This window comes from Streptomyces sp. AC602_WCS936 (assembly GCF_019049125.1).
In the GTDB taxonomy this organism is placed as follows: Bacteria; Actinomycetota; Actinomycetes; order Streptomycetales; family Streptomycetaceae; genus Streptomyces.
Genome location: NZ_JAGMUF010000009.1, coordinates 1 through 22057, shown reverse-complemented (window position 1 = coordinate 22057; position 22057 = coordinate 1). Strand labels below are relative to the sequence as shown.

Below are 22057 nucleotides of genomic sequence, written 5' to 3'. Positions count from 1 at the left end.
GGCCGGTCACCGGCCCGCCCTCTCTGTGGCCTGCGCGTGTTCCCCCGAATGCCGCAGGGACCGTAACCAAGTCACTCCACTGGCCGTTCCCGGGCCGAACGCCCGCGCCGATCCCGCCGACCCATGGATGTCCCCGTGCCCAGGTTCAGTGTCATCGTCCCCGCGCACCAGGTGCAGGCGTATCTGCCCGCATGCCTGGAATCGGTGCTGTCCCAGTCGTACCCGGACTTCGAGCTGATCGTGGTCGACGACTGCTCGCCGGACGCCTGCGGCGAGATCGCCGACGAGTTCGCGGCCCGCGACGCCAGGGTGCGCGCCCTGCACCTGCCGCGCAACGGAGGGCTCGGCCCCGCCCGCAACGCGGGCATGGAGCGGGCGGGCGGCGACTACCTGGTCTTCCTCGACGGCGACGACACCCTCACCCCGCACGCCCTGCGGTCGATCGCCGACCGGCTCAAGGAGACCGGGGAGCCGGACGTCCTGGTCTACGACTACGCGCGCACCTACTGGACGGGCGAGGCGGTCCGCAACCAGGCCGCCGCCCACCTCACCGAGCGGGGCCCGGCGCCGTTCCGGCTCACCGACCGGCCGGAGCTGCTGAAGCTGCTGATGGTGGCCTGGAACAAGACGGTGCGGCGCGAGTTCGCCGAGCGCGGGGGCTTCACCTTCCCGCCGGGCTACTACGAGGACACCCCGTGGACCTACCCGGTCCTGATGACGGCGGAGTCCATCGCCACCCTGGACCGGGTCTGCGTCCACTACCGGCAGCGCCGGCACGGCAGCATCCTGGGCACCCCGAGCGAGCGGCACCTGGACGTCTTCGCCCAGTACGACCGGGTCTTCGCGTTCCTGGAGTCGGACCCGGAGCTGGCCCGCTGGCGGCCCGTGCTCTACCGCCGCATGGCCGACCACCTGACGACGGTGTTCACCCGCCCCGACCGCGTCCCGCGCCGGCTGCGCGCCGAGTTCCTGCGCCGGGCCCGCGTCCACTGCCGCCGCTACCGGGTCCCCGGCGCCCCCGCCCCGCGGCCCGTGCGGCTGCGCCACGCCCTGCTCCGGCTGGGCCTCGGCCGCACCTGGCGGACCCTGCGGCTGGCGTCGTCCCTGCGCCGCCGGACGGTGCGGGTCACCGCCCGGCTGCTGCGCGCCGCACGAACGGTCGCCCTGCGCGCCCACTACCGGGCCCAGCGCTGCCTGCCCCTGCGCGCCGACCGCGCCGTCTTCGCCGCCGACGGCGAGCGGGGCCACGGGGGCAACCCGGGCGCGCTGGAGGAGGCGTTCCGCGACCTCGCCCCGCACGTGCGCACCGCGTGGGCCGCCGCCCCGGCGTACCACCACACCATCCCGACCGGCACCCGCCGCCTTACTCCCCGCACGGCCGCCTACTGGACGGCACTGGCCCGCTCCCGCTACCTGGTGCACGACGCCGCCTTCGACACGGGCCTGGTCCGGCGCAAGGGCCAGGTCCTGATCCAGACGCACGCCGGGACGCCCCTCAAGCACATGGGCCTGGACCTGCGGGAACGCCCGGCCGCCGCGGGCCGCACCGACTTCGCCCGGCTGCTGCGCGAGTCCGGCTCCTGGGACTACGTCGTCTCCGCCAACCGCCACTCCACCCTCACCTGGGAACGCGTCCACCCCGGCCGCTACACCACGCTGGAGTACGGCCAGCCCCGCACCGACGTCCTCCAGCGGGCGACGCCCGCGGACGTGGCCTGGCTGCGCGAGACCCTCGGCATCCCCGAGGACACCGTCGCCATCCTGTACGCGCCCACCCACCGCGACTACCGGCGCACCCAGCGCGCCGCCCTGGACCTGGAGCGCGTCGTCACCCGCCTCGGCCCGCGCTTCATGGTGCTGGCCCACGCCCACCCCCGGCACGGCGGCCCGCTCGCCGAGTCCGCCGGCCGGGTCCTCGACGTCAGCGGCCACCCGAGCGTGGAGTCCCTGTGCCTGGCCTCGGACGCCCTCGTCACCGACTACTCGGCACTGATTTTCGACTACGCGGGTCTGGACCGGCCGATCGTGATCCACTCCGACGAGCCGGAGGCGTACGAGGCGGCCCGCGGCACCTACTTCGACCTGCGCGACTTCCCGCCGGGCGCGATCGCCCGGGACGAGGACGAACTGATCGACGTCTTCGCCGGCGGGCACTGGCGCGGCGCCCGGTCCGCGCAGCTCAGGGCCGCTTTCCGGGAGCGGTTCTGCCCGCACGACGACGGCCGCGCCGCCGAGCGCGTCGTACGTCGTGTGGTGCTCGGGCAGACGGGCCCGGACCTCCCGCCGGTCGTGCCGCTCGCCGAGCGCCGCCCCGCGCCCTCCGCCGCGGCCGGCCTCGCCCGCGCCCCGCTGACCACCGTGCCGCAACCGGCGGGGCCCCGCACCGTCACCGACAGCCTCTGACCGCCGTTTGTCCACTGGGAGTCCACATGCCCCGCGGTTCGTCGCGGCCCACTCCGTCCCGGCCGCCCGTCTGGCGGCCCACGGGACGTCCGGGCCGGCCGGCCCTGCGGGGCGGCTCCCGACGGACCAGGACAACGAGAGAAAGAGCAGCATGCCCCGCTTCAGCATCATCGTCCCGTCCCATGGGGTCGCGGGGCGGCTCTCCCAGGCGCTGGATTCGGTACTCGCCCAGGCCTTCGGCGACTTCGAGCTGATCCCGGTGGCCGACACCGCGGACCGGGCCGCGGCGGACGTCGTCGGGGAGCGCGCCGAGCGGGACTCCCGGGTGGCGCCGGTGCACTCGCCGCCGTCGGCCGGCCTGGCCGGGGCACGCAACGCGGGGATGCGGGCGGCGACCGGCGCGTACCTGCTGTTCCTCGACGGCGACGACGTCCTTGTCCCGGGCGCGCTGGCGGCGCTGGACGGGCGGCTGGCGGACACCGGCGGCGTGGACGTCCTGTACTTCGAGCACGAGCGGATGCCCTGGTGGGAGGGCGAGCCGGCCAACCCGGCGGCCCCGCTGCTGGCCAAGGCCCCCGAGGGCGCCTTCGCCCCGGAGGACGCCCCGCACCTGACCGGCGTGCACCTGCCCGCGTGGAGCGCGGTCTACCGCCGCACCTTCCTGACCGAACGGCGCCTGGACTTCCCCGACGGCCACTTCACCGACGTCGGCTTCGGCGCCCTGGCCGCGGCGCGCGCCGAGCGGGTGACGGTGCTGCGCTCCGTCGTCGTACGGCACCGGATCCGGCGGCAGGGCAACCGGCTGAACCTGCCCGGCGAGCACCACGCACAGCTTCTGGACCAGGCCGAGCTGGCGCTCGCGCACGCCGCCGAGCGGGGGCTGCCGGACGCGCGGCGCGGGCCGCTGTTCGAGCAGCTCTTCGCCGCGATCCTGAAGACCGCCACCCATCCGCGGCGCCTGACCCGCCGGGAGCGCCGGGTCTTCTTCCGCCGGGCGAGCCGCCTCTACCGCCGCCACCGCCCCGCCGGTTTCCGGACACCGGGCGGCCGGCTCGGCGTGCAGCACCGGCTGCTGGCGTCCGGGTCCTACGCGGGCTTCCGCGCCCTGCGCGCCGCCAACCGGGCGGCCGGCGGCGTCCTCGGGCGCCTGCCCCGCCCGCACGGCCTGCGCACCCGCCTCCTCTACCGCCGCCACCTGCGCCGCCCGCTGGACCCGGGCCTCGTCGTGTACTGCGCGTACTGGGGCCGCGGCTACGCCTGCAACCCGGCCGCGATCCACGCCAAGGCCCGCGAGCTCGCCCCGCACCTGCGCTCGGTGTTCCTGGTCGAGCCGGACCAGGCGCACACCCTGCCGAAGGGCGTCGACCACGCCGTCATCGGCAGCCGCCGCTACTGGGAGGTGCTGGCCCGCGCCAAGTACCTGGTCAACAACGCCAACTTCGCCGAGGGCGTCGTCAAGCGCCCCGGCAGCGTGCACGTGCAGACCCAGCACGGCACCCCGCTGAAGACCATGGGCGTCGACCAGTCCACGTACCCGGTGGTGGCGGCCGCGAGCGGCAGCTTCGCCAAGCTGCTGGGCCGCGTGGACCGCTGGGACTACAACCTCTCCGCCAACCGCCACTCCACCCGGATGTGGGAGCGCGCCTACCCGGGCTCCTACGAGCAGCTGGAGTACGGCTACCCGCGCAACGACGTCTACTGCACGGCGACCGCCGAGGACGTCGCCCGCGTCCGGCGCGAACTCGGCGTCCCGGAGGGCAGGACGGCCGTCCTGTACGCGCCCACGCACCGCGACTGGGCGGCCGGGTTCGGGGCGGGCGCCCTGGACCTGGAGGCCTTCTGCGAGGCGGCGGGCGAGGACGTGGTCGTCCTGCTGCGCGCCCACTACTTCTACGACCGGGGCGGAAAGCGCGCCCGCACCGGCCGGATCATCGACGTGACCGCGCACCGCTCGGCCGAGGACGTGTGCCTGGCCGCCGACGCGCTGGTCACCGACTACTCGTCGATCATGTTCGACTACGCCAACCTGGACCGGCCGATCGTCGTGTACGCCGACGACTGGGAGGTCTACCGGGAGACCCGCGGCGTCTACTTCGACCTGATGGCGGCCCCGCCCGGCCCGGTGACGCGGACGCCGGAGGAGCTGGCCCGCGTCTTCCGCGACGGTTCGTACGCGGACCGCGGGTCGGCGGCGCTGCGGGCCGCCTTCCGGGAGCGGTTCTGCGAGTTCGACGACGGCCGGGCCGCCGAGCGCGTCGTACGCAGGGTGCTGCTGGGCGAGCCGCCCGAGTCGCTGCCGCCCGTGGTCCCGCTCGCCGAGCGCGTCCCGGCCCCCGCCGCCGCCACCCTCGTGAGGAGCTGATCCCGCCGTGCCCCGCTTCAGCGTCATCGTCCCCTGCTTCAAGGTGCAGGGCTTCCTGCGCGAGTGCCTGGACTCCGTGCTGGACCAGTCCTACCGGGACATCGAGGTCGTCGCCGTCGACGACTGCTCCCCGGACGGCTGCGGCGCCATCCTCGACGAGTACGCCGCCGCCGACGACCGGGTGCGCGTGCTGCACCTGGAGGAGAACGTGGGCCTCGGCCGCGCCCGCAACGCCGCTCTGCCGCACGCCACCGGCGACTACCTCTTCTTCCTCGACAGCGACGACACCCTCACCCCGGGCGCCCTGCGCGCGATGGCCGACCGGCTCGCGGAGGCGGACGACCCGGACGTCCTGGTCTTCGACTACGCCCGCACCTACTGGTGGGGCGGCACCCGGCGCAACGTCCTCGCCCACGTGCTCGCCGAGACCGGCGAGGCCTTCACCGCCGCCGAGCGCCCCGAGATCCTCGACCTGCTGATGGTGGTGTGGAACAAGGTCTACCGGCGCGACTTCGTCGAACAGGAGGGCTTCACCTTCCCGCCGGGCTACTACGAGGACACGCCCTGGACCTTCCCGGTCATGTTCGCGGCCGGCCGGATCGCCACCCTGGACCGCGTCTGCCTGAACTACCGGCAGCGCCGCCAGGGCAACATCCTGTCCACCACCAGCCGCAAGCACTTCGACGTGCACGCGCAGTACGAGCGGGTCTTCGCGTTCCTCGACGACCGCCCGGAGCTGGCCCGCTGGCGGCCGTTCCTGCACGCCAAGATGGGCGAGCACTGCCTGGACGTGCTGTCCAAGCCGGACCGGCTGCCGGCGTCGGACAAGGCGGAGTTCTTCCGCCGTACCGCCGAGATGTTCCGGACCTACCGCCCCGAGGGCGCCGAGATCCCGGCCGAACTGCGGGTGCTGGAGCACGGGTACGCCGCCTACCGGCTGCGCCGCGAGTCCGGCCGGGCGGGCCGGGAGCTGGGGCGCCGGGCGCGGCAGGCGCGCGGGGCGGCCGCCGGGCGCCTGGGGCGGGTGCGGACGGCGGTGAACACCCGCCGCCCGCTCGACGCGGACCTCGTCGTGTACTCGGCCTTCTCCCACCGGGGCGTGCTGGGCGACCCGGCGGCGATCCACCGCAAGGCCCGCGAGATCGCCCCGCACCTGCGCGGGGTGTGGGTGGTGCGCGGCGAGGAGGAAGCGACGGCGCTGCCGCCGGACACCGAGCACGTGCTCCTCGGCAGCGCGAGCTACCACCGGGCGGTGGAACGAGCCGCGTTCCTCGTCAACAACGTCAACTGGCCCTACGCCGTGCCCAAGCGGCCGGACAGCGTCCACATCCACACCCACCAGGGCACCCCGCTCAAGTACATGGGCGCCGACCTGCTGGCCAGGCCCGGCGCCCGGCACGGCCTGGACGTGCCGCAGATGCTGCGGCGGGCCGACCGCTGGGACCACAGCCTGGTCGCGGGCCGGTACGCGGAACGGATGTGGGAGCGGGCGTACCCCTGCCACTTCGCGTCCGCGCGCACCGGCAGCCCGCGTAACGACGTGCTGGTGAACGCCGGGCCGGAGGCGGGCCGCCGGACGCGCGAGCGGCTCGGCGTCCCCGACGGGCACACCGTGGTGCTGTACGCGCCGACCCGCCGCGAGTACCGGCGGGGCGGGTACGTGGAGCGGATCGATCCGGCCCGGCTCGCCGCCGACCTCGGCGAGGGCCACACCCTGGTGGTGCGGCTGCACCCGTCCCTGGCCGCCGGCCCGGCGCGCGGCATGGGCCTGGCGGAGTTGCACCGGCGGGGCGTACTGATCGACGCGACCGACGAGCCGCACGTCGAGGACCTGATGCTCGCCTCCGACCTGCTGATCACCGACTACTCGGCCCTGATGTTCGACTACGTCCTCCTGGACCGGCCGGTCCTGGTCCACGCGGACGACTGGGCCGCGTACACGGCGAGCCGCGGCGCCTACTTCGACATCACCGCCGAGGCGCCGGGCCACGTGTCGCGCTCCTACCGGGAGCTGGCGTGGCTGCTGGCCTCCGGGGCGTGGCGGGACGAGGAGGCGGCGCGGCTCAGGTCCGCGTTCCGGGCCCGGTTCTGCGAGTACGAGGACGGCCGGGCCGCCGAACGGGTGGTGCGGACTCTGCTGCTGGGCGAGCCGATGCCGGAGCCCGCCGGCGTGCCCGGCGCCCGGGCGGTCCCCGCCGCTCCCGGCCGCGACCTGCTCACCTCGTCATGAGGCCGCGCACCTGGGTCCTGGTCCTGGCCGCGGTCTTCGCCGTGCTCCAGCTCGCGAACGTCACCGGCCGCGACACCCCCGACACCAAGAACTACCTGTCGTACGCCCTGAGCCTGGCCGGTGGGAGCAAGCGCGGGGTGGCCGCGGACACCATCGACTACGTGTGCGCGAGCAAGGCGTCGACGGCCCGCCGCGACCAGAGCGTGCACGTGGTCCACTTCCACCGCCCCGACCCCACCGACCGGGTCATGGCCGACTGCCGGGAGCGGGAGTGGGCGCAGGTGGAGCCGAGGCTGGCGGCCGGGCAGACCGGCGGGCACACCGTGCCGTACATGACGGAACGCTTCATGCGGATCTTCGAGGCGCGGCCCGGCTACCCGCTGTTCCTGGTGCCCTTCGTCGTGCTCCTCGGGGCGATGTGGGGGCTGTGGGCGGCGGGCGTGGTCATCGCCTGCGCGGGCGGCGTCCTGGTCTTCCTGATCCTGCGCACCCTGTCCGTGCCGGTGCCGCTCGCGCTGACCGGGCAGGCGCTGTACTACGTGCTGCCGTGCGGGACGACGGCCATGCGCCCGATGACCGAGGGGCTGCTGATGGCGCTGACGCTGGCGGCGGTGTGGGGGTGCGCGCTGGTGCTGCGGGCGGGGCGGGCGCGGGCCGGGTACGCGCTGGTCGGCGGGTCGCTGGTCGCGCTGTTCACCGTGAAGCACTCGCAGGCGCTGTTCCTCGGGGTGTGCCTGGCGGCGGCGGGCGCGCTGCTCGCGCTGCGGCGACGCCGGCGGGGAGGGCCGCCGGGCCGGGAGGTGCTCGTGCTCGCGGCCGTCGGCCTGGCGGGCGCGGTCGGCACCATGGTGCTGTCGCGGCTGCTGCACTACCCGTCGATCTCCGACAGCCTCCAGGACCTGCTGACCGGGCACTTCGCCCGGCCGGACCGTGCGGACCCGTGGCCGGAGTTCTGGCAGTTGCAGGGCAACTTCTGGGTGGAGTGGCTGCGTCGGCAGGCGTGGGAGCCGCTGTTCGTGGCGGCGCTGGGCGCCGGGGCGTGGGGCGCGCTGCGGCGCGGCGGCGCGGTCGGGGTGTTCCTGGTCGCGGCGGCGTTCACCGGAATCCTGACGCAGGCCGGGCATCCGGACATCAACATCTGGGGCGAGCGGCTGATCGTGCTGGCCTGGCTGCTGCCGGTGGTGGGTATCCCGCTGCTGCTGGAGCCGGTGGTGCGGGCCGGCCGGGTGGCGCTGCCGACGCAGGGGCAGGCCGAACGGGCGCGCGTGGCCGATTGATCGGACGCGCGCGGTCGGCTGAGCGGACGCGCGCCGCCGGTTGACGGTCACTCGATGCGGTGACGTGAGGTCGTGTCGTTGACCTCGGCGGGGCCACCGGGAACATACGGCAAATGCCCCGAATGTCCCACCCTTCGCACGTCCCGTGAGCGCCGGTGTCCTCGTCCGGCGGCCCGTAGGCGGTGCCACGGCGCTGCGCGGCGGCCGGTCCTGGCGTCCCACCCCGTACCAGGCCGCCGGTTTCCTGTTCTTCCTGGCGATGACGCTGGCGTACTGGGCGGTGCCGTTGTGCTGCGACGCCGGCCAGCACGCGGCCGTCGTCGAGCGCCTGAAGGCGGACCTCCTCCACCCCCGCCACCCGATGGCCGACCTGCCGGGCGAGGGCAGCGCCTACTACTCGCCGTACGCGGTGGCGCAGGGCCTGTTCGCGCGGCTGACCGGGCTGGGCGGCTGGGAGGTGGTGCGGCTCGCCGGGCCGCTGAACCTGCTGGTGCTGCTGACCGGCCTCGGCCGCTTCGTGCGGGTGCTGAGCCCGCGGCCGTGGGCGCCGGTGCTGGCGCTGGGCGCGATGACGCTGCTGTGGGGCACCGAGCGGGCCTGGTGGAGCGGCTACCTCGGACTGATGTCGATGACGGGCAACCTCGGCTACCCGTCGGCGTTCGCGATCGGGCTCACCTTCTGGGCGTGGGCGCTGACGGGCGCGCGGGCCCGGGACGAGCGCCGGGTGCGGTACGTCGGCCCGAGCGGCCTGCGCGGCCTGCCCGGCTACGCCGGTCTCGGCCTCCTCTACGGCCTCATCCTCCTCGTCCACCCGATCACGGCGGTGGCGGCGGCGCTGGGCGCGGTGGCGCTGGTGGCCGGGTGGCAGCGCGGGTGGCGCGGCCCGGTCGTCGGCCGGTGGGCGCTGACGGCCGGGGCGGCGGTGGCGTCGGCGGCGCTGTGGCCGTACTTCGACGTGTTCGCGCTGGCCGGGGACGCGAGCGTGGACGGGATGCACCGCGTGCTCTACCTGCACCTGCCCGGGGAGTTCTGGCTGGCGCTGCTCGGGCTGCCTTCGCTGTGGCGGCGCGGCCGGGCGTCGGCGCGCGATCCGCTGCTGCTGCTCTTCGTGCTGGACTGCGCGGTGGTGGCGTACGGCTGGTTCAGCGGCCACTACACCTACGGCCGGATTCTCGGGCTGACGCTGGTGCCGTTGCAGTTCGCGCTGGCGGTGGAGCTGGCGGCGCCCCGGCCGTGGGGGTGGTGGCGCAGGGCGCTGGGCTCGGCGGCGGCCGCGGGGGCGCTGCTGGGCTTCCTCACGGTCCAGGCGGGGGCGGTGGTGCCGCGGGCGCTGGACCCGGTCGGTTTCGAGCAACCGCCGAACTGGCCGACGTACGAGTGGGCGGCGCGGCACATCGGCCCCGGCGAGGTCGTGATCACCGACGGCTACTACGCCGGGCACGCCATCGCCGGGTACGGACCGAACCTCGCGGCACCCGCCTGGCCGGACCCGTCGCTGGACGAGCGGGAGCGCGGTCGGCGGGTGGCCGACGTGGAGGCGTACCTCGCCCCCGGCTCCACCCGCGCGGAGCGCGCCGCGATCGTCCGCCGGTACGACGTCCGCTGGCTGCTGCTCACGCGCTGGCAGCCGGTGCCCGAGGAGGCGGTCGTCGTGGCGTGGAGTGAGCGGACCGGCGAGGTGCTGGCGCGGGTCGGCCGAGCGGGACCTACTCGATGACGAGGTCCACCGCGATGTTGCCCCGGGTGGCGTTGGAGTAGGGGCAGACCTGGTGGGCCTGCTCGACCAGCTTGCGGCCGGTCTCCTCGTCCAGACCCTCGGGCAGCTCGACCCGCAGCGTGACGGCGAGCGCGAAGCCTTCGCCCTGCTTGCCGATGCCGACCTCGGCGGTGACCGCGGCGTCGCTGACGTCGACCTTGGCCTGCCGGCCGACCAGGCCGAGGGCGCTGCCGAAGCAGGCGGCGTACCCGGCGGCGAACAGCTGCTCGGGGTTGGTGCCCTGCCCGTTGCCGCCCATCTCGACGGGGACGCCGAGCGCGAGGTCGAGCTTGCCGTCGGAGCTGACGGTGCGGCCGTCGCGGCCGTGGGTGGCGGTGGCGGCGGCGGTGTAGATGGCGTCCATGGGAGAACCGTCCCTCTCGGTGCGGGGGAAGCGTCGCGACGACGCCTGACGACGACAAGTAGAGCACGCAATTTCATTGCGCACAACTAAATGACGCGCAACTAAATAGCGCGCAAGACCCGTCGGCTACCCTGGAGGACATGACCACGCCCGCAACGGACTGGCTCCGCCTGGACCAGCAGATCTGCTTCTCCCTGAACGCGGCCTCGCGCGCCTTCAACAGCGTCTACCGCGTGGTCCTCAAGGACCTCGGGCTCACCTACCCGCAGTACCTGGTGATGCTGGTGCTGTGGGAGCACGGGGAGCTGCCGGTGAAGAAGCTCGGCGAGCACCTGCGCCTCGACTCCGGCACGCTGTCCCCGCTCCTCAAGCGGCTGGAGGCGGCCGGCCTGGTCCGCCGGGAACGCAGCGCGCGCGACGAGCGGTCCGTGGAGGTCCGGCTCACCGGTGAGGGCGTGGCGCTGCGCGAGCGGGCCTCCGAGGTCCCGCGCCGGATCGCGGCGGCGACCGGGCTGGACCTCGCGGAGGTCCAGGACCTGCGCACCCGCCTCGACCGGCTCACGGCGGCCCTGGACACGTACGGCACCGAAGCGGCCCCCACCGCGTCCTGACTTGTGCGGGGCCCGCGGGCGCCGGAATGACATGCGTGACGCGGAATGACGGATCATGACCACCGAGGACCACTGACGAGGGGACGGCCGCACATGACCTGGCTGATCACCGGCGGCGCCGGATACATCGGAGCGCACGTCGTACGGGCGATGACCGAGGCGGGCGAGAAGGCGGTCGTGTACGACGACCTGTCCTCCGGCATCGCCGAGCGCGTGCCCGACGGCGTCCCGCTGGTGGTGGGCTCGGTCCTGGACGGCGAACGGGTCGCCCGCGCCCTCACCGACCACTCCGTCACCGGCGTGGTGCACCTGGCCGCGAAGAAGCAGGTCGGCGAGTCCGTCGAGCTGCCCCTCCACTACTACCGGGAGAACGTGGAGGGCCTGCGCGTCCTGCTGGACGCGGTCACCGCGGCCGGCGTCCCGTCCTTCGTCTTCTCCTCCTCCGCGGCCGTGTACGGCATGCCCGACGTGGACCTGGTGACGGAGGAGACGCCGTGCCTGCCCATGTCGCCGTACGGCGAGACCAAGCTGGCCGGCGAGTGGCTGGTCCGCGCGACCGGCCGGGCGACGGGCCTGTCCACGGCGTCCCTGCGCTACTTCAACGTGGCCGGCGCCGCGAGCCCGGAACTCGCCGACACCGGCGTCTACAACCTCGTCCCGATGGTCTTCGAGAAGCTGACCGAGTCCGCGGCCCCCCGCATCTTCGGCGACGACTACGCGACGCCGGACGGCACCTGCGTCCGCGACTACATCCACGTGATCGACCTGGCCGAGGCCCACGTCGCCGCCGCCCGCGCCCTCCGGTCCTCCCCAGGCCGCTCCCTCACCCTCAACATCGGCCGGGGCGAAGGCGTCTCCGTCCGCGAGATGATCGACCGCATCAACGCCCTCACCGGCCACGACCACCCCCCGACGGTCACCCCGCGCCGCCCCGGCGACCCGGCCCGCGTGGTCGCCTCGGCCGACCGCGCCGCCGCCGAACTGGGCTGGAAGGCCAAGTACGACGTCGAGGACATGATCACGTCGGCGTGGGCGGGCTGGGTGCGGCTGCATCCGGGGGCGGCGCGGGACTAGCGACTGTCGTTCGGGTCAGGTCGCGCGGAGCCCCGGGTACGCCCCCGCCCGCGAAACGCTCAGTCGGTGTCGTGCCGGCGCCGATATCTCCGCGCGGCCCACAGGCCGACGAGCCCACCCGGCAGGACGAATCCCCAGACCCCGGCCGAGGCCCCGGTGCCGCTGAAGGCCGCGACCCACAGCAGGATCAGGACCGCGGAACAGACCACGGTGGTGACGAAGAAGACGGTGACTTCGGTCCACCAGTTACGTGCGCTGTACGCCATTCCAACCGTCCCGGCCTACTTGGTAATGAAGTGGCATTGCACCGCCCGGCGCTTCCCATTGACATACAGTTGGGCGCACGCCTTTCCGTACTTCGGCAACGTCTGCGAGCCGATCTTATAGGTCGGGAAGCTTCCGGTATAACAGGTCTTCCGCAGTGGCCCCCGCTTGATCTTGTACGTCTTTCCCGACGTGTCAGCGTAATGGAATTCAAGGCGACTGTTGCAGAAACGCGTCCCGATCGCGGCTAGCCCCGCGCAGTCGACACCGGCGATCTGGCTGTTTATCTTCTTGCCCGAGCCCTTGACCGAGTGAGTCAGGAAACACCCGGCGGGCACTTTGACGGTCAGCCCGCCAACGGAGTAGTTGAAGGAGCTGATCGCGGTGGATCCGGACGCTGACCTGGGCATCAGGTCGGGCAGCTCCGATATCTCCGGCGCCTTCACCTCTTCCTCCTCTTCTGGAGTCACCGCCTCACCGGGTACGTCTTCGATGACGACGTCATCGGCAAGCGATTCCCCGGAATAGTCGGACGGGACGTCTTCCGAAGCGTGCACGGTAGAGGATCCGAGCGCGAGCATGGTCGCAGTGGATGCACCGGCCAACAAAAGGGCGGCAGTCTTTCGCATGTTCAACCCCCAGGGTTCCCCGCAGAACGATTCGAGGACAGACACTAACGATCTTCTACACGTCTGTCGAATCAAGCCGCCTGACCGTCGACCGAGGCCGACTGCGCACGGCGCGTTAGAATTCCGCTTACGGCTGACGAGGGCACCCTTCCCGCCCCTTTCCGCCGCGCCCGAAACCCGGCCGACCGGCCGCCGTGACACCGGCTCACGTACGAAAACGACCGCACCACCGGAACCTTCCGTCCGGTTCCCACGCGTCCGGGACCCCTCCCCGGCCACCCGCGCGACCATCGGAGTCCGGGAGCGGGCGAGGGGCCCCGCTCAGGGGTGAGTTGGGGGAGTGAGCCGTGATGAGTGCCTCCGAAGAGCCGTCGGGTGCCGGTGCCGTGGGAGAGCCGTCGGGCGGGCCCGGGTCCACGCCGCCCGGACCCCCGTCACCGCCTCCGCCCCCGCCGCCCGACGGACCGACGGCCGACGAGCCGCCGCCCTCCGAGTGGTTGACCGGCACGCTGCCCGAAGAGCCCGGGGAGCCTGATCGCTCCGTGCCCGCCGACCCCTGGCGCATCGCGGCGGCCGGGCTCCTCAACCTCGGCGGACTCGGGCTCGGATACGTACTCCTGCGACGCTGGCCGCAGGCCGCCCTGTGCTGGGTCGCGACCGGCTGGCTGCTGCTGGCCGCGCTGCCCGCGGACCCCGACGGGGTCCCGGGCGGGGCGGTGTGGACGTACGTCCTCCTTCTCGTGCTGGCCGCGGCCCACGGGGCGTGGCTGGCGCGCCGGGCCCGGCTGACGTGGCCGTGGCGGCCCGCGGTCGCCGCGGGGCTCGGGTTCGTGCTGCTCGCCGTACCGGCCGGCGGGGCGGTGGGGTACGAGGCCGCGCGGGAAGAGGCGTACCAGCAGATGCTGCTCGACCGGCTCGCCAGGACCGACCGGCTGGTCGCCGCCGCCTCGCGGCGGGACGGCTTCGCCGAGGCCAAGGAAGACTACGAGCGGGCGCTGAAGACCTACCGCGCGCTCGGCGACGACCACCCCGGCAGCCGCGCGGCCCAGCGCGTCCCCGACCGCCTCGAACGGTTCTACGACACCGTCTCCGCGCCGTACCGCGAGAAGAAGTACTGCGCGGCGCTGGAGCCGCTGCGCTTCCTGTGGCAGCTGCCCGGGACGAAGGGCGACAAGCGGCTCGGCGCCCTCGCCGACCGGACCGGGGAGCCGCTGGCCACCTCGCTGTACGAGTGCGGCATCGCGAACCTCGGCTCCGCCGCCGCACCCGAAGCACAGGCGAACGGCGGCGCGCTGGCCGATCTCCTGCGTACGTTCCCCGATTCGGCACAGGCCGCCGAGGTCGAACCGGCCGTCGGCGCCGAGATCGCGCACCGCTCCAAGGCCCTGAAGGGCGACGACCCCTGCCCGGCCGGCGCGGAGCTGCGGGTCATCGGACAGGTCCTCGCCGACCTGCCGGCGGGCGACCCCGGCGACGGGCTGCGCGCGAAGGCCGGCAAGGCGGTGGAGTCGGCCGCCTACGCCTGCGGGGTGGACCAGTTCGAGGACGACAAGTTCGGCGACGCGGCCGAGACGCTCAACGACTTCGCCGACACCTACGGGGACAACAGGAACGCGAAGCGTGCCCGGCAGATCGCCATCGCCGCGGAGATCGCCGAGGAACGGCCCGAGGCGGGCCGGAAGCTGCCGCCGTCCCGCGCCCCGGGCGGCGCCCGGATGCCCATGGAGATCAGCAACGACGCCTCGACCGCGGTCGAGTTCCTCTACACCGGCCCGGTCACCGGCAGCATCCACCTCCCGGCCTGTGCCGACTGCACCGACTACTCCAGCGAGTCGGAGGCCGAGAGCACCGCCTGCTCGAACAGCGCCGTCGACTACCCGACCGACCACCTCAGCCTGCCCGCCGGCGAGTACCACACCCTCATCAAGTACGCCGACGACGTCGCGGAGGACGTGACGAACAAGGCCGACGGCATGAGCATCGATCCCGGCTACACGTACACCAACTGCACGTACGTGGTGAGCGAGAGCAGCTATCCGGGCTACCCCTACCTCCCGGGCCTTCCCGACCTCCTGGAGCCGATCGAACCTGTGCGGAGGGACCGCTGACAGACCCGGCCGCCGCCCTCAGAGCGCCTTCAGCCCCTCCGCCGTCGCCCGCGCCAGCGCCCCCAGGTACCCCTTCGGCAGCTTCGGGCTGCGGATGACCACCGAGCGCCAGTACAGCGGGCCCGAGATCAGGTCGAGGGCGAGGTCGGGGTCGACGGCCGGGCTCAGCTCGCCCCGTTCCGTCGCCGCCTCGAGGATCTTGCTGGCGACGCCGTCCTGCCCTTCCCGCAGGGTCTTCCGCATGGCTTCCGCGATGTCGGGATTGCGGGCCGCCTCCGCCTGGAGGTCGGGGATGACCTGCGAGGCCACCGGGTGGCGCAGGGCCCGGGACGTCACCTCGTACAGGAGTCGCAGGTCGCCCTCCAGGGAACCGGTGTCCGGCACGGGCAGGCCCTGCACGGCGAGCGCGGAGACGATGTCGAGGACCAGGTGCAGTTTGGAGCGCCAGCGCCGGTAGACGGCCGTCTTGCCGACACCCGCGCGGCGCGCGATCCCCTCGATGGACATCCGCGCGTAGCCGACCGCCGCCAGTTCCTCGAAGACCGCCGTCCGGATGGCCTCCGTCACGTCCTCGCGGAGCACCGCCGCCCCGGCGGGTGCCCGGCGGCGCGGGCGCGGCTGCGGTTGCGGCTGCGGCTCGTCGGCGTTGGTCGTCATGCGGGCCAAGCATAGGGCGTCACGACGAAACGGTTGCGTTCCGACGTTGACACGCCCTACGCTCGCGTCACGACGATACGGTCCCGTCCCGACGTAGATGAACCCGCTCCGACACGCAGGTGAACGCCGGGCGCCGCCACCCCCACCCCCACCCCCTCCCCCGAGCGAAAGCAGCGGATGTGAGCCAGGTCCTCCACACACCGCCTCCGACACCGGCCCCCGCCGCCCCGGCCTCCCCCGGCGACGAACACGACCTCGCGGCCCTCGCCGCCCGCCACGGTCTGACGGTCAGCGGCGCCCGCCCCTCCCTGCCCGAATACGTCCGCCAGCTGTGGGCGCGCCGGCACTTCATCGGCGCCTTCTCCACCGCCAAACTCACCGCCCAGTACAGCCAGGCCAAGCTGGGCCAGGTCTGGCAGGTGATGACGCCCCTGCTCAACGCGGCGGTGTACTACTTCATCTTCGGCGTGCTGATGAACACCAGCCGCGGCGTGGAGGACTTCGTCCCGTTCCTGGTCACCGGCGTGTTCGTGTGGACGTTCACGCAGAGCTCGATCATGGCGGGCACCCGGGCCGTCTCCGGCAACCTCGGCCTGGTGCGCGCCCTGCACTTCCCGCGGGCCGCGCTGCCGGTCTCGTTCTGCCTCCAGCAGCTCCAGCAGCTGCTGTTCTCGATGGCCGCCCTCGTCGTCATCCTGCTCGCCTTCGGCGTGCCGCCCGCCCCGTCCTGGGTGCTGGCGGTGCCGGCGCTGGTGCTGCAGTTCCTGTTCAACGCGGGCGTGTCGCTGTTCATGGCCCGGGTGGGGTCCAAGATCCCGGACGCGGCCCAGCTGATGCCGTTCGTGCTGCGCACCTGGATGTACGCCTCCGGGGTCATGTTCAGCATCGACCACATGACCGGCCCGGACAGCGGACTGCCGTCCTGGGTGGGCACCGTGCTCCAGCTCAACCCCGCCGTGGTCTACATCGACCTGATGCGCTTCGCCCTGATCGACAGCTTCGACGCGAGCCACCTGCCGCCCCATGTGTGGGCGCTCGCGCTGGGCTGGGCGCTGGTCGCCGGCATCGGCGGTTTCATCTACTTCTGGAAGGCCGAGGAGACGTACGGTCGTGGCTGACAACACCCCCGCCGAGCGCGTCCCCACCGTCGTCGCCGACGGCGTCGACATCGTCTACCGGGTCAACGGCACCGGCGCGGGCCGGGGCTCGGCGACCGCCGCCCTCAACCGCATCGTGCGCCGGAAGAAGACCGAGAAGGCGGCGGGCGTACGCCGGGTGCACGCCGTCAAGAACGTGTCCTTCGTGGCGTACCGGGGCGAGGCCATCGGCCTGATCGGCACCAACGGCTCCGGCAAGTCGACGCTGCTGAAAGCGGTCGCCGGTCTGCTCCCCGTCGAGAACGGCCGTATCTACACCGACGGCCAGCCCTCCCTCCTCGGCGTCAACGCGGCCCTGATGAACGACCTCACCGGCGAGCGCAACGTGCACCTCGGCGGCCTGGCGATGGGCATGTCCCGCGCGCAGGTCAAGGAGCGGTACCAGGAGATCGTCGACTTCTCCGGGATCAACGACAAGGGCGACTTCATCACCCTGCCCATGCGCACGTACTCCTCCGGCATGGCGGCCCGGCTGCGCTTCTCCATCGCCGCCGCCAAGGACCACGACGTCCTCCTCGTCGACGAGGCGCTGGCCACCGGCGACCGCTCCTTCCAGAAGCGCTCCGAGGCACGCATCCGGGAGCTGCGCAAGCACGCCGGCACGGTGTTCCTGGTGAGCCACAGCAACAAGTCCATCCGCGACACCTGCGACCGGGTGCTGTGGCTGGAGCGGGGCGAGCTGCGCATGGACGGGCCGACGGAGGAGGTCCTGCGGGAGTACGAGAAGTTCACCGGCGGTCCCGACCGGGCGGCCAAGCCCGCCCCGAAGGCGAAGACGGCCGCCTGACCTCTGCCTCTTCCCGAGCGCACCCCTCCCCCGGGAAGCGTACGTACGGTTAACCCTTTTGCCCGATTAGTGCCACTATGGCCGGACGAACGAACAGGAGAGTGCCGGGAACGACGACGGCGAAGCAGCGACGGCGAAGGAGTCCCCGCGATGTCCGAGATACCGGAGATGTCCGAGATCCCCGACCTCAGCGTCATCGTCCACGGCCCCAACGTCCAGGACCACCTGCCCGCCCTCCTCGACACCCTCGACGCGCACCCCCTCACCGGCGTCGAGGTGATCGTCGCCGCCGTCGGCGACTGGGCGCGAGAGGCGGCCGAACGGCACGCCCCGGCGTTCACCGTCCTGCCGCTGCCGGACGGGGCGGGCGACGCCGCGGCCCGCGCGGCGGGGGCGGCGCGCGCCTCGGGCCGGTGGCTGCACTTCGTCCACGCCAAGGACGGCGTACCCGCCGGCGCCCCGCGCACGGTCGCCGAGCACACCGCGGACCTCCCCGGCACGGTGGACGTCCTGCTCACCGACCATGTCCGCAGCACCTGGCGGGCCTCCGGCCTGCCTTCCCCCGACGGCCCCCGCCTCGCCCGCGCGGCCGGCTCCGGCCTCGCCCTCTCCCTCGACGAGCACGCGGCGCTGCTCGCGACGGCCCCGCTGCTCGGCAACCGCGCCGTGCGCGCCGCGTTCTGGCGGGCCCACGAGCGGCTCCTCACCACCGACGACGAGCCGTTCGCCGCGTACACCGCCCTGCTGCTCGCCGACCGCGTCGCCTGCCTGCCCCACCCGGCGTACGAGGACCGGCGGCTGCGCCCCGAGAGCCTGCCGCCGGTCCCGCCCGAGGCGCACCACGCCCTGGTCGAGCGCTTCGAGCGGCTCCTCGACCTGTCCGCCGCCCGCCCGGCCGTCCACGCCGTCCTGTACGACCTGATGGTCCGCGACTGCCTGCGCGCCCACGCCCGCGCCGGGATGCCGGACGACGTCGCGCGGGAGTTCTTCCACCGCGCGTCCCTGGCCGCCCGGCACCACCGCCCCGAGGGCCACCGGCGCCGCACCGGCCTCGAAGGCGTACGCCGGTCGCTGCTGGAGCGGGACGCGCACGCCGAGTACCGCGCGCTCCAGGCCGCCAACCGCACGCGCCGCCGGGTGCGGTCGGTGGCCCGCGCCGCCAGGCACCGCGCCGGGACGCGGCTGCGCACCCTCCAGTACCGCCGGGCGCTCGCCGAGCCGGTCGACCAGCACCTCGCCGTCTTCTCGGCGTACTGGGCGCGCGGCGTGGCCTGCAACCCGGCCGCGATAGCCGCCAAGCTCGCCGAACTCGCCCCGAGCGTGCGTCCGGTGTGGGTGGTCACCGCGGCGAACGCGGCCCTGCTGCCGCCCGGCACCGACCACGTCGTCCCCGGCACCCGCCGCTACTGGGAGGTGCTGGCCCGCGCCAAGTACCTCGTCAACAACGTCAACTTCCCGGACGCGGTGGTCAAACGCCCCGGCACCGTCCACCTCCAGACCCACCACGGCACCCCGCTCAAGCGCATGGGCCTGGACCAGATGCCGTACCCCGCCGCCGCCCGCGGCCTCGACTTCCAGGCGCTGCTGGAGCGGGTGGACCGGTGGGACTTCGGCGTCAGCGCCAACAGCCACTCCACGCGCATGTGGCAGCGGGCGTACCCATCCCGGCACGTCTCGCTCGACCACGGCTATCCGCGCAACGACGTCTTCTACACGGCCGGTGCCGCCGACGTCCGCGCGGTCCGCGAACGCCTCGGCATCGCACCCGGCCACCGGGCGATCCTGTACGCGCCGACCCACCGCGACTACGAGGCCGGCTGGACGCCCCGCCTGGACCTGGCCGCGCTCGCCGACCGGCTCGGCGAGGACACGGTCCTGCTGGTGCGCGCCCACTACTTCTACGAGACCGGCGCCTCGCCCCTGACGGGCCTGCGGCGCACCGGCCGGATCATCGACGTCTCCGCCTACGACCCGGTCGAGGAGCTGTGCCTGGCCGCCGACGCGCTGGTCACCGACTACTCGTCGATCATGTTCGACTACGCCAACCTGGACCGCCCGATCGTCATCCACGCCGACGACTGGGAGACGTACCGCACCACCCGGGGCGTCTACTTCGACCTGACGGCCGAGGCCCCGGGCCCGGTCGCCCGCGACCAGGCGGAGCTGACGGAGATCCTCACCACCGGAGCCTGGCGCGACGAGCGGGCGGCGAAGGCGCGGGCCGCCTTCCGCCGCCGGTTCTGCGAGTACGACGACGGCCGCGCCGCCGAACGCGTCGTCCGCCGGGTCTTCCTCGGCGAGGACGAGCGGACCCTGCCTCCCGTCCTGCCCGTCGAGGAACGCACCCCGGCCCCCAGCCCCGAGGAGGCGACCGCGTCATGAGCACCGACCCGGCGACGAACACGACCCCCGACGTGACCGTCACGGTCATCGTCTACAACGACGCCGGACGCCTCCCCCGCGCGGTGGCGTCCGTGCTGCGCCAGACCCACGCGAACATCGAGGTCGTCATCAGCGACGACCACTCGACGGACGCGACCGAGGAGGTGGCCCGCGAGCTGGCGGCCCGCGACCCCCGCGTGGTGTACCTGCGGCTGCCCGAGAACAGCGGCGGGTGCAGCGCCCCGCGCAACCGCGCCCTGGAGATCGCGCGGGCCCCGTACCTGATGTTCCTGGACAGCGACGACGAACTGCCCGAGCGCGCCGTCGAGGTGCTCCTTGCCGCCCACCGCGAGCGCGACCTCGACTTCGCGATGGGCGCGGTGCACCGCATACGCGTGGACGGCGGACGCCGGACGACGTGGATGCCGCACCTGGTCGCCGAGCGCCGCACGCTCGACGGCATCGAGGCCGACCCGCGCCTGTTCTTCGAGCACCTGTCGACCAGCAAGATGTACGCCCGCGCCTTCCTCGACCGCCACGACCTGCGCTTCCCGGAGGGCATCCACTACGAGGACCAGCTCTTCTCGGCGCAGGCGTACTGCCTGGCCAAGACGTTCACCGTCGTCCCCGAGCCGGTCTACCGCTGGTACATCGCCCCGTACGCCGCCTCCGAGACTGCCTCCATCTCCAACCAGCGGCACAAGCTGACCAACGTCCGCGACCGCGTCCACGTGCAGCGCCTCATCGACGGGTTCCTGGCGGAGAGCGGGCACGAGTCGCTGCGGGAGGACAAGGACTTCAAGTTCCTCAAGCACGACTTCCGGATGTACGCCGGTGACCTCCCGTACCGGGACGACACGTGGCTCGCGTCCTTCGCGGACATCATGGTCCCCTACCTCGACACGCTCGCCCCGGGCGCCTGTGCGCGCCTGCCCTGCGACGAACGGGTGGTGCTCCAGCTGGTCCGCGACGGCCGTCTGTCCGACGTACGGGTGGCGGCCCGGGGCCTCGGCCACGGCGTGGCCCCGCGCCACATCACGCCGGACGCGGCGGACGGCCGTACCTACTGGGGCACGGAGGTCCCGCGCTCGCAGCGGGCCCGCCGCGAGCTGGACCTGACGGAGCTGGAGCTGGACACCCGCCCGTTCTTCGCCGCCCACCTCCGCCACGAGATCACGGAGATCGCACGCGGCCCCGGCGCCTCGGTCGACCTCACCGTCCGCACCTACGACCCGGCCCTCCGCCTCCCGGTCGGCCCCCAACGCGCCGTCCTCCACCTGTCCCCCGGCCGCCGTCGCCTCACGGTCCCCTTCCGCCTCTCGCCCGTCCGCCCCGGCGTCTTCGAGGGCAGCGTGCGCCTGGACCTGGCGGCGGCGCGCCTCCCCCTCCAGGGCTTCGAGGGCGTCCGCCATCCCGTACTCCGGCTCCGCCACCAGGGCCGGACCCACACGGGGCTCCTCCTGGCCCCGCTCGCCTTCACACCCCTCACCGCCCGGGTCCCCTACCACTCGGGCGCCCTGCCCCACCGGGTCACGGTGGAACCGGAGGGCCACAACCCGGGACGACTACAGATCCGCTGGCAGCCGGTGGGCGCCACGGCAACCGTCATCCGCCCGGCACTACGCCGCCTGGCCACCCCACGCGCGAGGCGCGCGGCCCGCCTGGCAGCCGGCATCCTGCACTGACGCCCGCCCCAGCCGCCGCAGCTGCGGGCAGTCGTGCCTCCCCCAGTGCCTGAACGGCCTGGGAGGTACCCCCAGGGCGGCACGGGTGGGCGCAGCGGCACCCCGCAGCGCCGGGCTGCGCCTCCCACCCCCACCAACACGCCCCACACCGCAACGCCGGGCCGCGACACCCACCCCGCGCCCACACCAACCCCGCTCACCCCACCACCGCGTACAACATCTCCCCACCCGGCCCCCGCGCCACCAACCGCAACCCCGCAACCCCCCGCAGCCCATCCCCCCGATCCACCACCCACCGCACCCCGTACTCC

At 73.6% G+C, this 22057-nt stretch carries 16 protein-coding genes; 12 read left to right on the top strand and 4 right to left on the bottom strand.

The window, feature by feature from the left end:
* Positions 1-135 precede the first annotated feature (135 nt).
* From KUM03_RS04935 to KUM03_RS04915, 5 genes are all read left to right on the top strand, one after another.
* On the top strand, positions 136-2403 hold the full coding sequence (locus KUM03_RS04935) for a bifunctional glycosyltransferase family 2 protein/CDP-glycerol:glycerophosphate glycerophosphotransferase (RefSeq protein ID WP_217245765.1): 2268 nt from the start codon (positions 136-138) through the stop codon (positions 2401-2403).
* A 151-nt stretch (positions 2404-2554) separates the two neighbouring features.
* Positions 2555-4765 carry a CDP-glycerol glycerophosphotransferase family protein gene (locus KUM03_RS04930; RefSeq protein ID WP_217245764.1) on the top strand — a complete coding sequence of 737 codons (2211 nt, stop codon included), beginning with the start codon at positions 2555-2557 and terminating at the stop codon, positions 4763-4765.
* A gap of 7 nt (positions 4766-4772) precedes the next feature.
* A complete protein-coding gene (locus KUM03_RS04925) occupies positions 4773-6995 on the top strand; it encodes a bifunctional glycosyltransferase/CDP-glycerol:glycerophosphate glycerophosphotransferase (RefSeq protein WP_217245763.1) in 2223 nt (740 codons plus the stop codon).
* Positions 6992-8272, top strand: coding sequence for a hypothetical protein (locus KUM03_RS04920; RefSeq protein WP_217245762.1), 1281 nt, complete (start codon positions 6992-6994; stop codon positions 8270-8272). The genes KUM03_RS04925 and KUM03_RS04920 overlap by 4 nt, the downstream gene beginning before the upstream one ends.
* A 145-nt stretch (positions 8273-8417) precedes the next feature.
* Positions 8418-9989 carry a hypothetical protein gene (locus KUM03_RS04915; RefSeq protein WP_217245761.1) on the top strand — a complete coding sequence of 524 codons (1572 nt, stop codon included), beginning with the start codon at positions 8418-8420 and terminating at the stop codon, positions 9987-9989.
* On the opposite strand, the gene KUM03_RS04910 is transcribed toward KUM03_RS04915, so the two are convergent.
* Positions 9979-10392, bottom strand: coding sequence for an organic hydroperoxide resistance protein (locus tag KUM03_RS04910; protein ID WP_217245760.1), 414 nt, complete (start codon positions 10390-10392; stop codon positions 9979-9981). The two genes, KUM03_RS04915 and KUM03_RS04910, sit on opposite strands and share 11 nt — an antisense overlap.
* A gap of 140 nt (positions 10393-10532) precedes the next feature.
* Between KUM03_RS04910 and KUM03_RS04905 the strand changes: the two genes are divergently transcribed.
* Complete coding sequence (locus KUM03_RS04905) at positions 10533-11003, top strand: MarR family winged helix-turn-helix transcriptional regulator (protein WP_217245759.1); 471 nt, start codon at positions 10533-10535, stop codon at positions 11001-11003.
* A gap of 93 nt (positions 11004-11096) precedes the next feature.
* Positions 11097-12077 (top strand): UDP-glucose 4-epimerase GalE, encoded by a 981-nt coding sequence (gene galE, locus KUM03_RS04900; protein WP_217245758.1) that lies wholly within the window; start codon positions 11097-11099, stop codon positions 12075-12077.
* 59 nt (positions 12078-12136) lie between these two features.
* Here galE and KUM03_RS04895 read toward each other — a convergent pair whose 3' ends face one another.
* Both KUM03_RS04895 and KUM03_RS04890 read right to left on the bottom strand, forming a co-directional pair.
* Entirely contained in the window at positions 12137-12343 is a 207-nt protein-coding gene (locus KUM03_RS04895) for a hypothetical protein (protein ID WP_217245757.1), read from the bottom strand.
* A gap of 15 nt (positions 12344-12358) precedes the next feature.
* The gene (locus KUM03_RS04890; protein WP_217245756.1) at positions 12359-12970 is read right to left on the bottom strand and encodes a hypothetical protein; all 612 of its coding nucleotides are present in this window, start codon (positions 12968-12970) and stop codon (positions 12359-12361) included.
* A gap of 542 nt (positions 12971-13512) precedes the next feature.
* Here KUM03_RS04890 and KUM03_RS04885 point away from each other — a divergent pair.
* On the top strand, positions 13513-15078 hold the full coding sequence (locus KUM03_RS04885) for a tetratricopeptide repeat protein (protein ID WP_217245755.1): 1566 nt from the start codon (positions 13513-13515) through the stop codon (positions 15076-15078).
* Positions 15079-15096: 18 nt separating this feature from the next.
* Here KUM03_RS04885 and KUM03_RS04880 read toward each other — a convergent pair whose 3' ends face one another.
* On the bottom strand, positions 15097-15735 hold the full coding sequence (locus KUM03_RS04880) for a TetR/AcrR family transcriptional regulator (RefSeq protein ID WP_217245754.1): 639 nt from the start codon (positions 15733-15735) through the stop codon (positions 15097-15099).
* A 179-nt stretch (positions 15736-15914) separates the two neighbouring features.
* Between KUM03_RS04880 and KUM03_RS04875 the strand changes: the two genes are divergently transcribed.
* From KUM03_RS04875 to KUM03_RS04860, 4 genes are all read left to right on the top strand, one after another.
* Positions 15915-16853, top strand: a complete 939-nt coding sequence (locus KUM03_RS04875; RefSeq protein ID WP_217245753.1) for an ABC transporter permease — start codon at positions 15915-15917, stop codon at positions 16851-16853.
* Positions 16846-17679 carry an ABC transporter ATP-binding protein gene (locus KUM03_RS04870; protein ID WP_217245752.1) on the top strand — a complete coding sequence of 278 codons (834 nt, stop codon included), beginning with the start codon at positions 16846-16848 and terminating at the stop codon, positions 17677-17679. Before KUM03_RS04875 ends, KUM03_RS04870 begins: the two co-directional genes overlap by 8 nt.
* 177 nt (positions 17680-17856) lie before the next feature.
* The gene (locus tag KUM03_RS04865) at positions 17857-20061 is read left to right on the top strand and encodes a CDP-glycerol glycerophosphotransferase family protein (RefSeq protein ID WP_217245817.1); all 2205 of its coding nucleotides are present in this window, start codon (positions 17857-17859) and stop codon (positions 20059-20061) included.
* Positions 20058-21746: a glycosyltransferase family 2 protein gene (locus KUM03_RS04860; protein ID WP_217245751.1), complete on the top strand. Its 1689-nt coding sequence runs from the start codon at positions 20058-20060 to the stop codon at positions 21744-21746. The genes KUM03_RS04865 and KUM03_RS04860 overlap by 4 nt, the downstream gene beginning before the upstream one ends.
* Positions 21747-22057: the final 311 nt, after the last annotated feature.

Bases quoted from the DNA above. Each gene is read 5' to 3' on its own strand.
- KUM03_RS04930 (WP_217245764.1), top strand. From the start codon at position 2,555: ATGCCCCGCTTCAGCATCATCGTCCCGTCCCATGGGGTCGCGGGGCGG.
- KUM03_RS04920 (WP_217245762.1), top strand. From the start codon at position 6,992: ATGAGGCCGCGCACCTGGGTCCTGGTCCTGGCCGCGGTCTTCGCCGTG.
- KUM03_RS04910 (WP_217245760.1), bottom strand. From the start codon at position 10,392: ATGGACGCCATCTACACCGCCGCCGCCACCGCCACCCACGGCCGCGAC.
- KUM03_RS04905 (WP_217245759.1), top strand. From the start codon at position 10,533: ATGACCACGCCCGCAACGGACTGGCTCCGCCTGGACCAGCAGATCTGC.
- galE (WP_217245758.1), top strand. From the start codon at position 11,097: ATGACCTGGCTGATCACCGGCGGCGCCGGATACATCGGAGCGCACGTC.
- KUM03_RS04895 (WP_217245757.1), bottom strand. From the start codon at position 12,343: ATGGCGTACAGCGCACGTAACTGGTGGACCGAAGTCACCGTCTTCTTC.
- KUM03_RS04890 (WP_217245756.1), bottom strand. From the start codon at position 12,970: ATGCGAAAGACTGCCGCCCTTTTGTTGGCCGGTGCATCCACTGCGACC.
- KUM03_RS04880 (WP_217245754.1), bottom strand. From the start codon at position 15,735: ATGACGACCAACGCCGACGAGCCGCAGCCGCAACCGCAGCCGCGCCCG.
- KUM03_RS04860 (WP_217245751.1), top strand. From the start codon at position 20,058: ATGAGCACCGACCCGGCGACGAACACGACCCCCGACGTGACCGTCACG.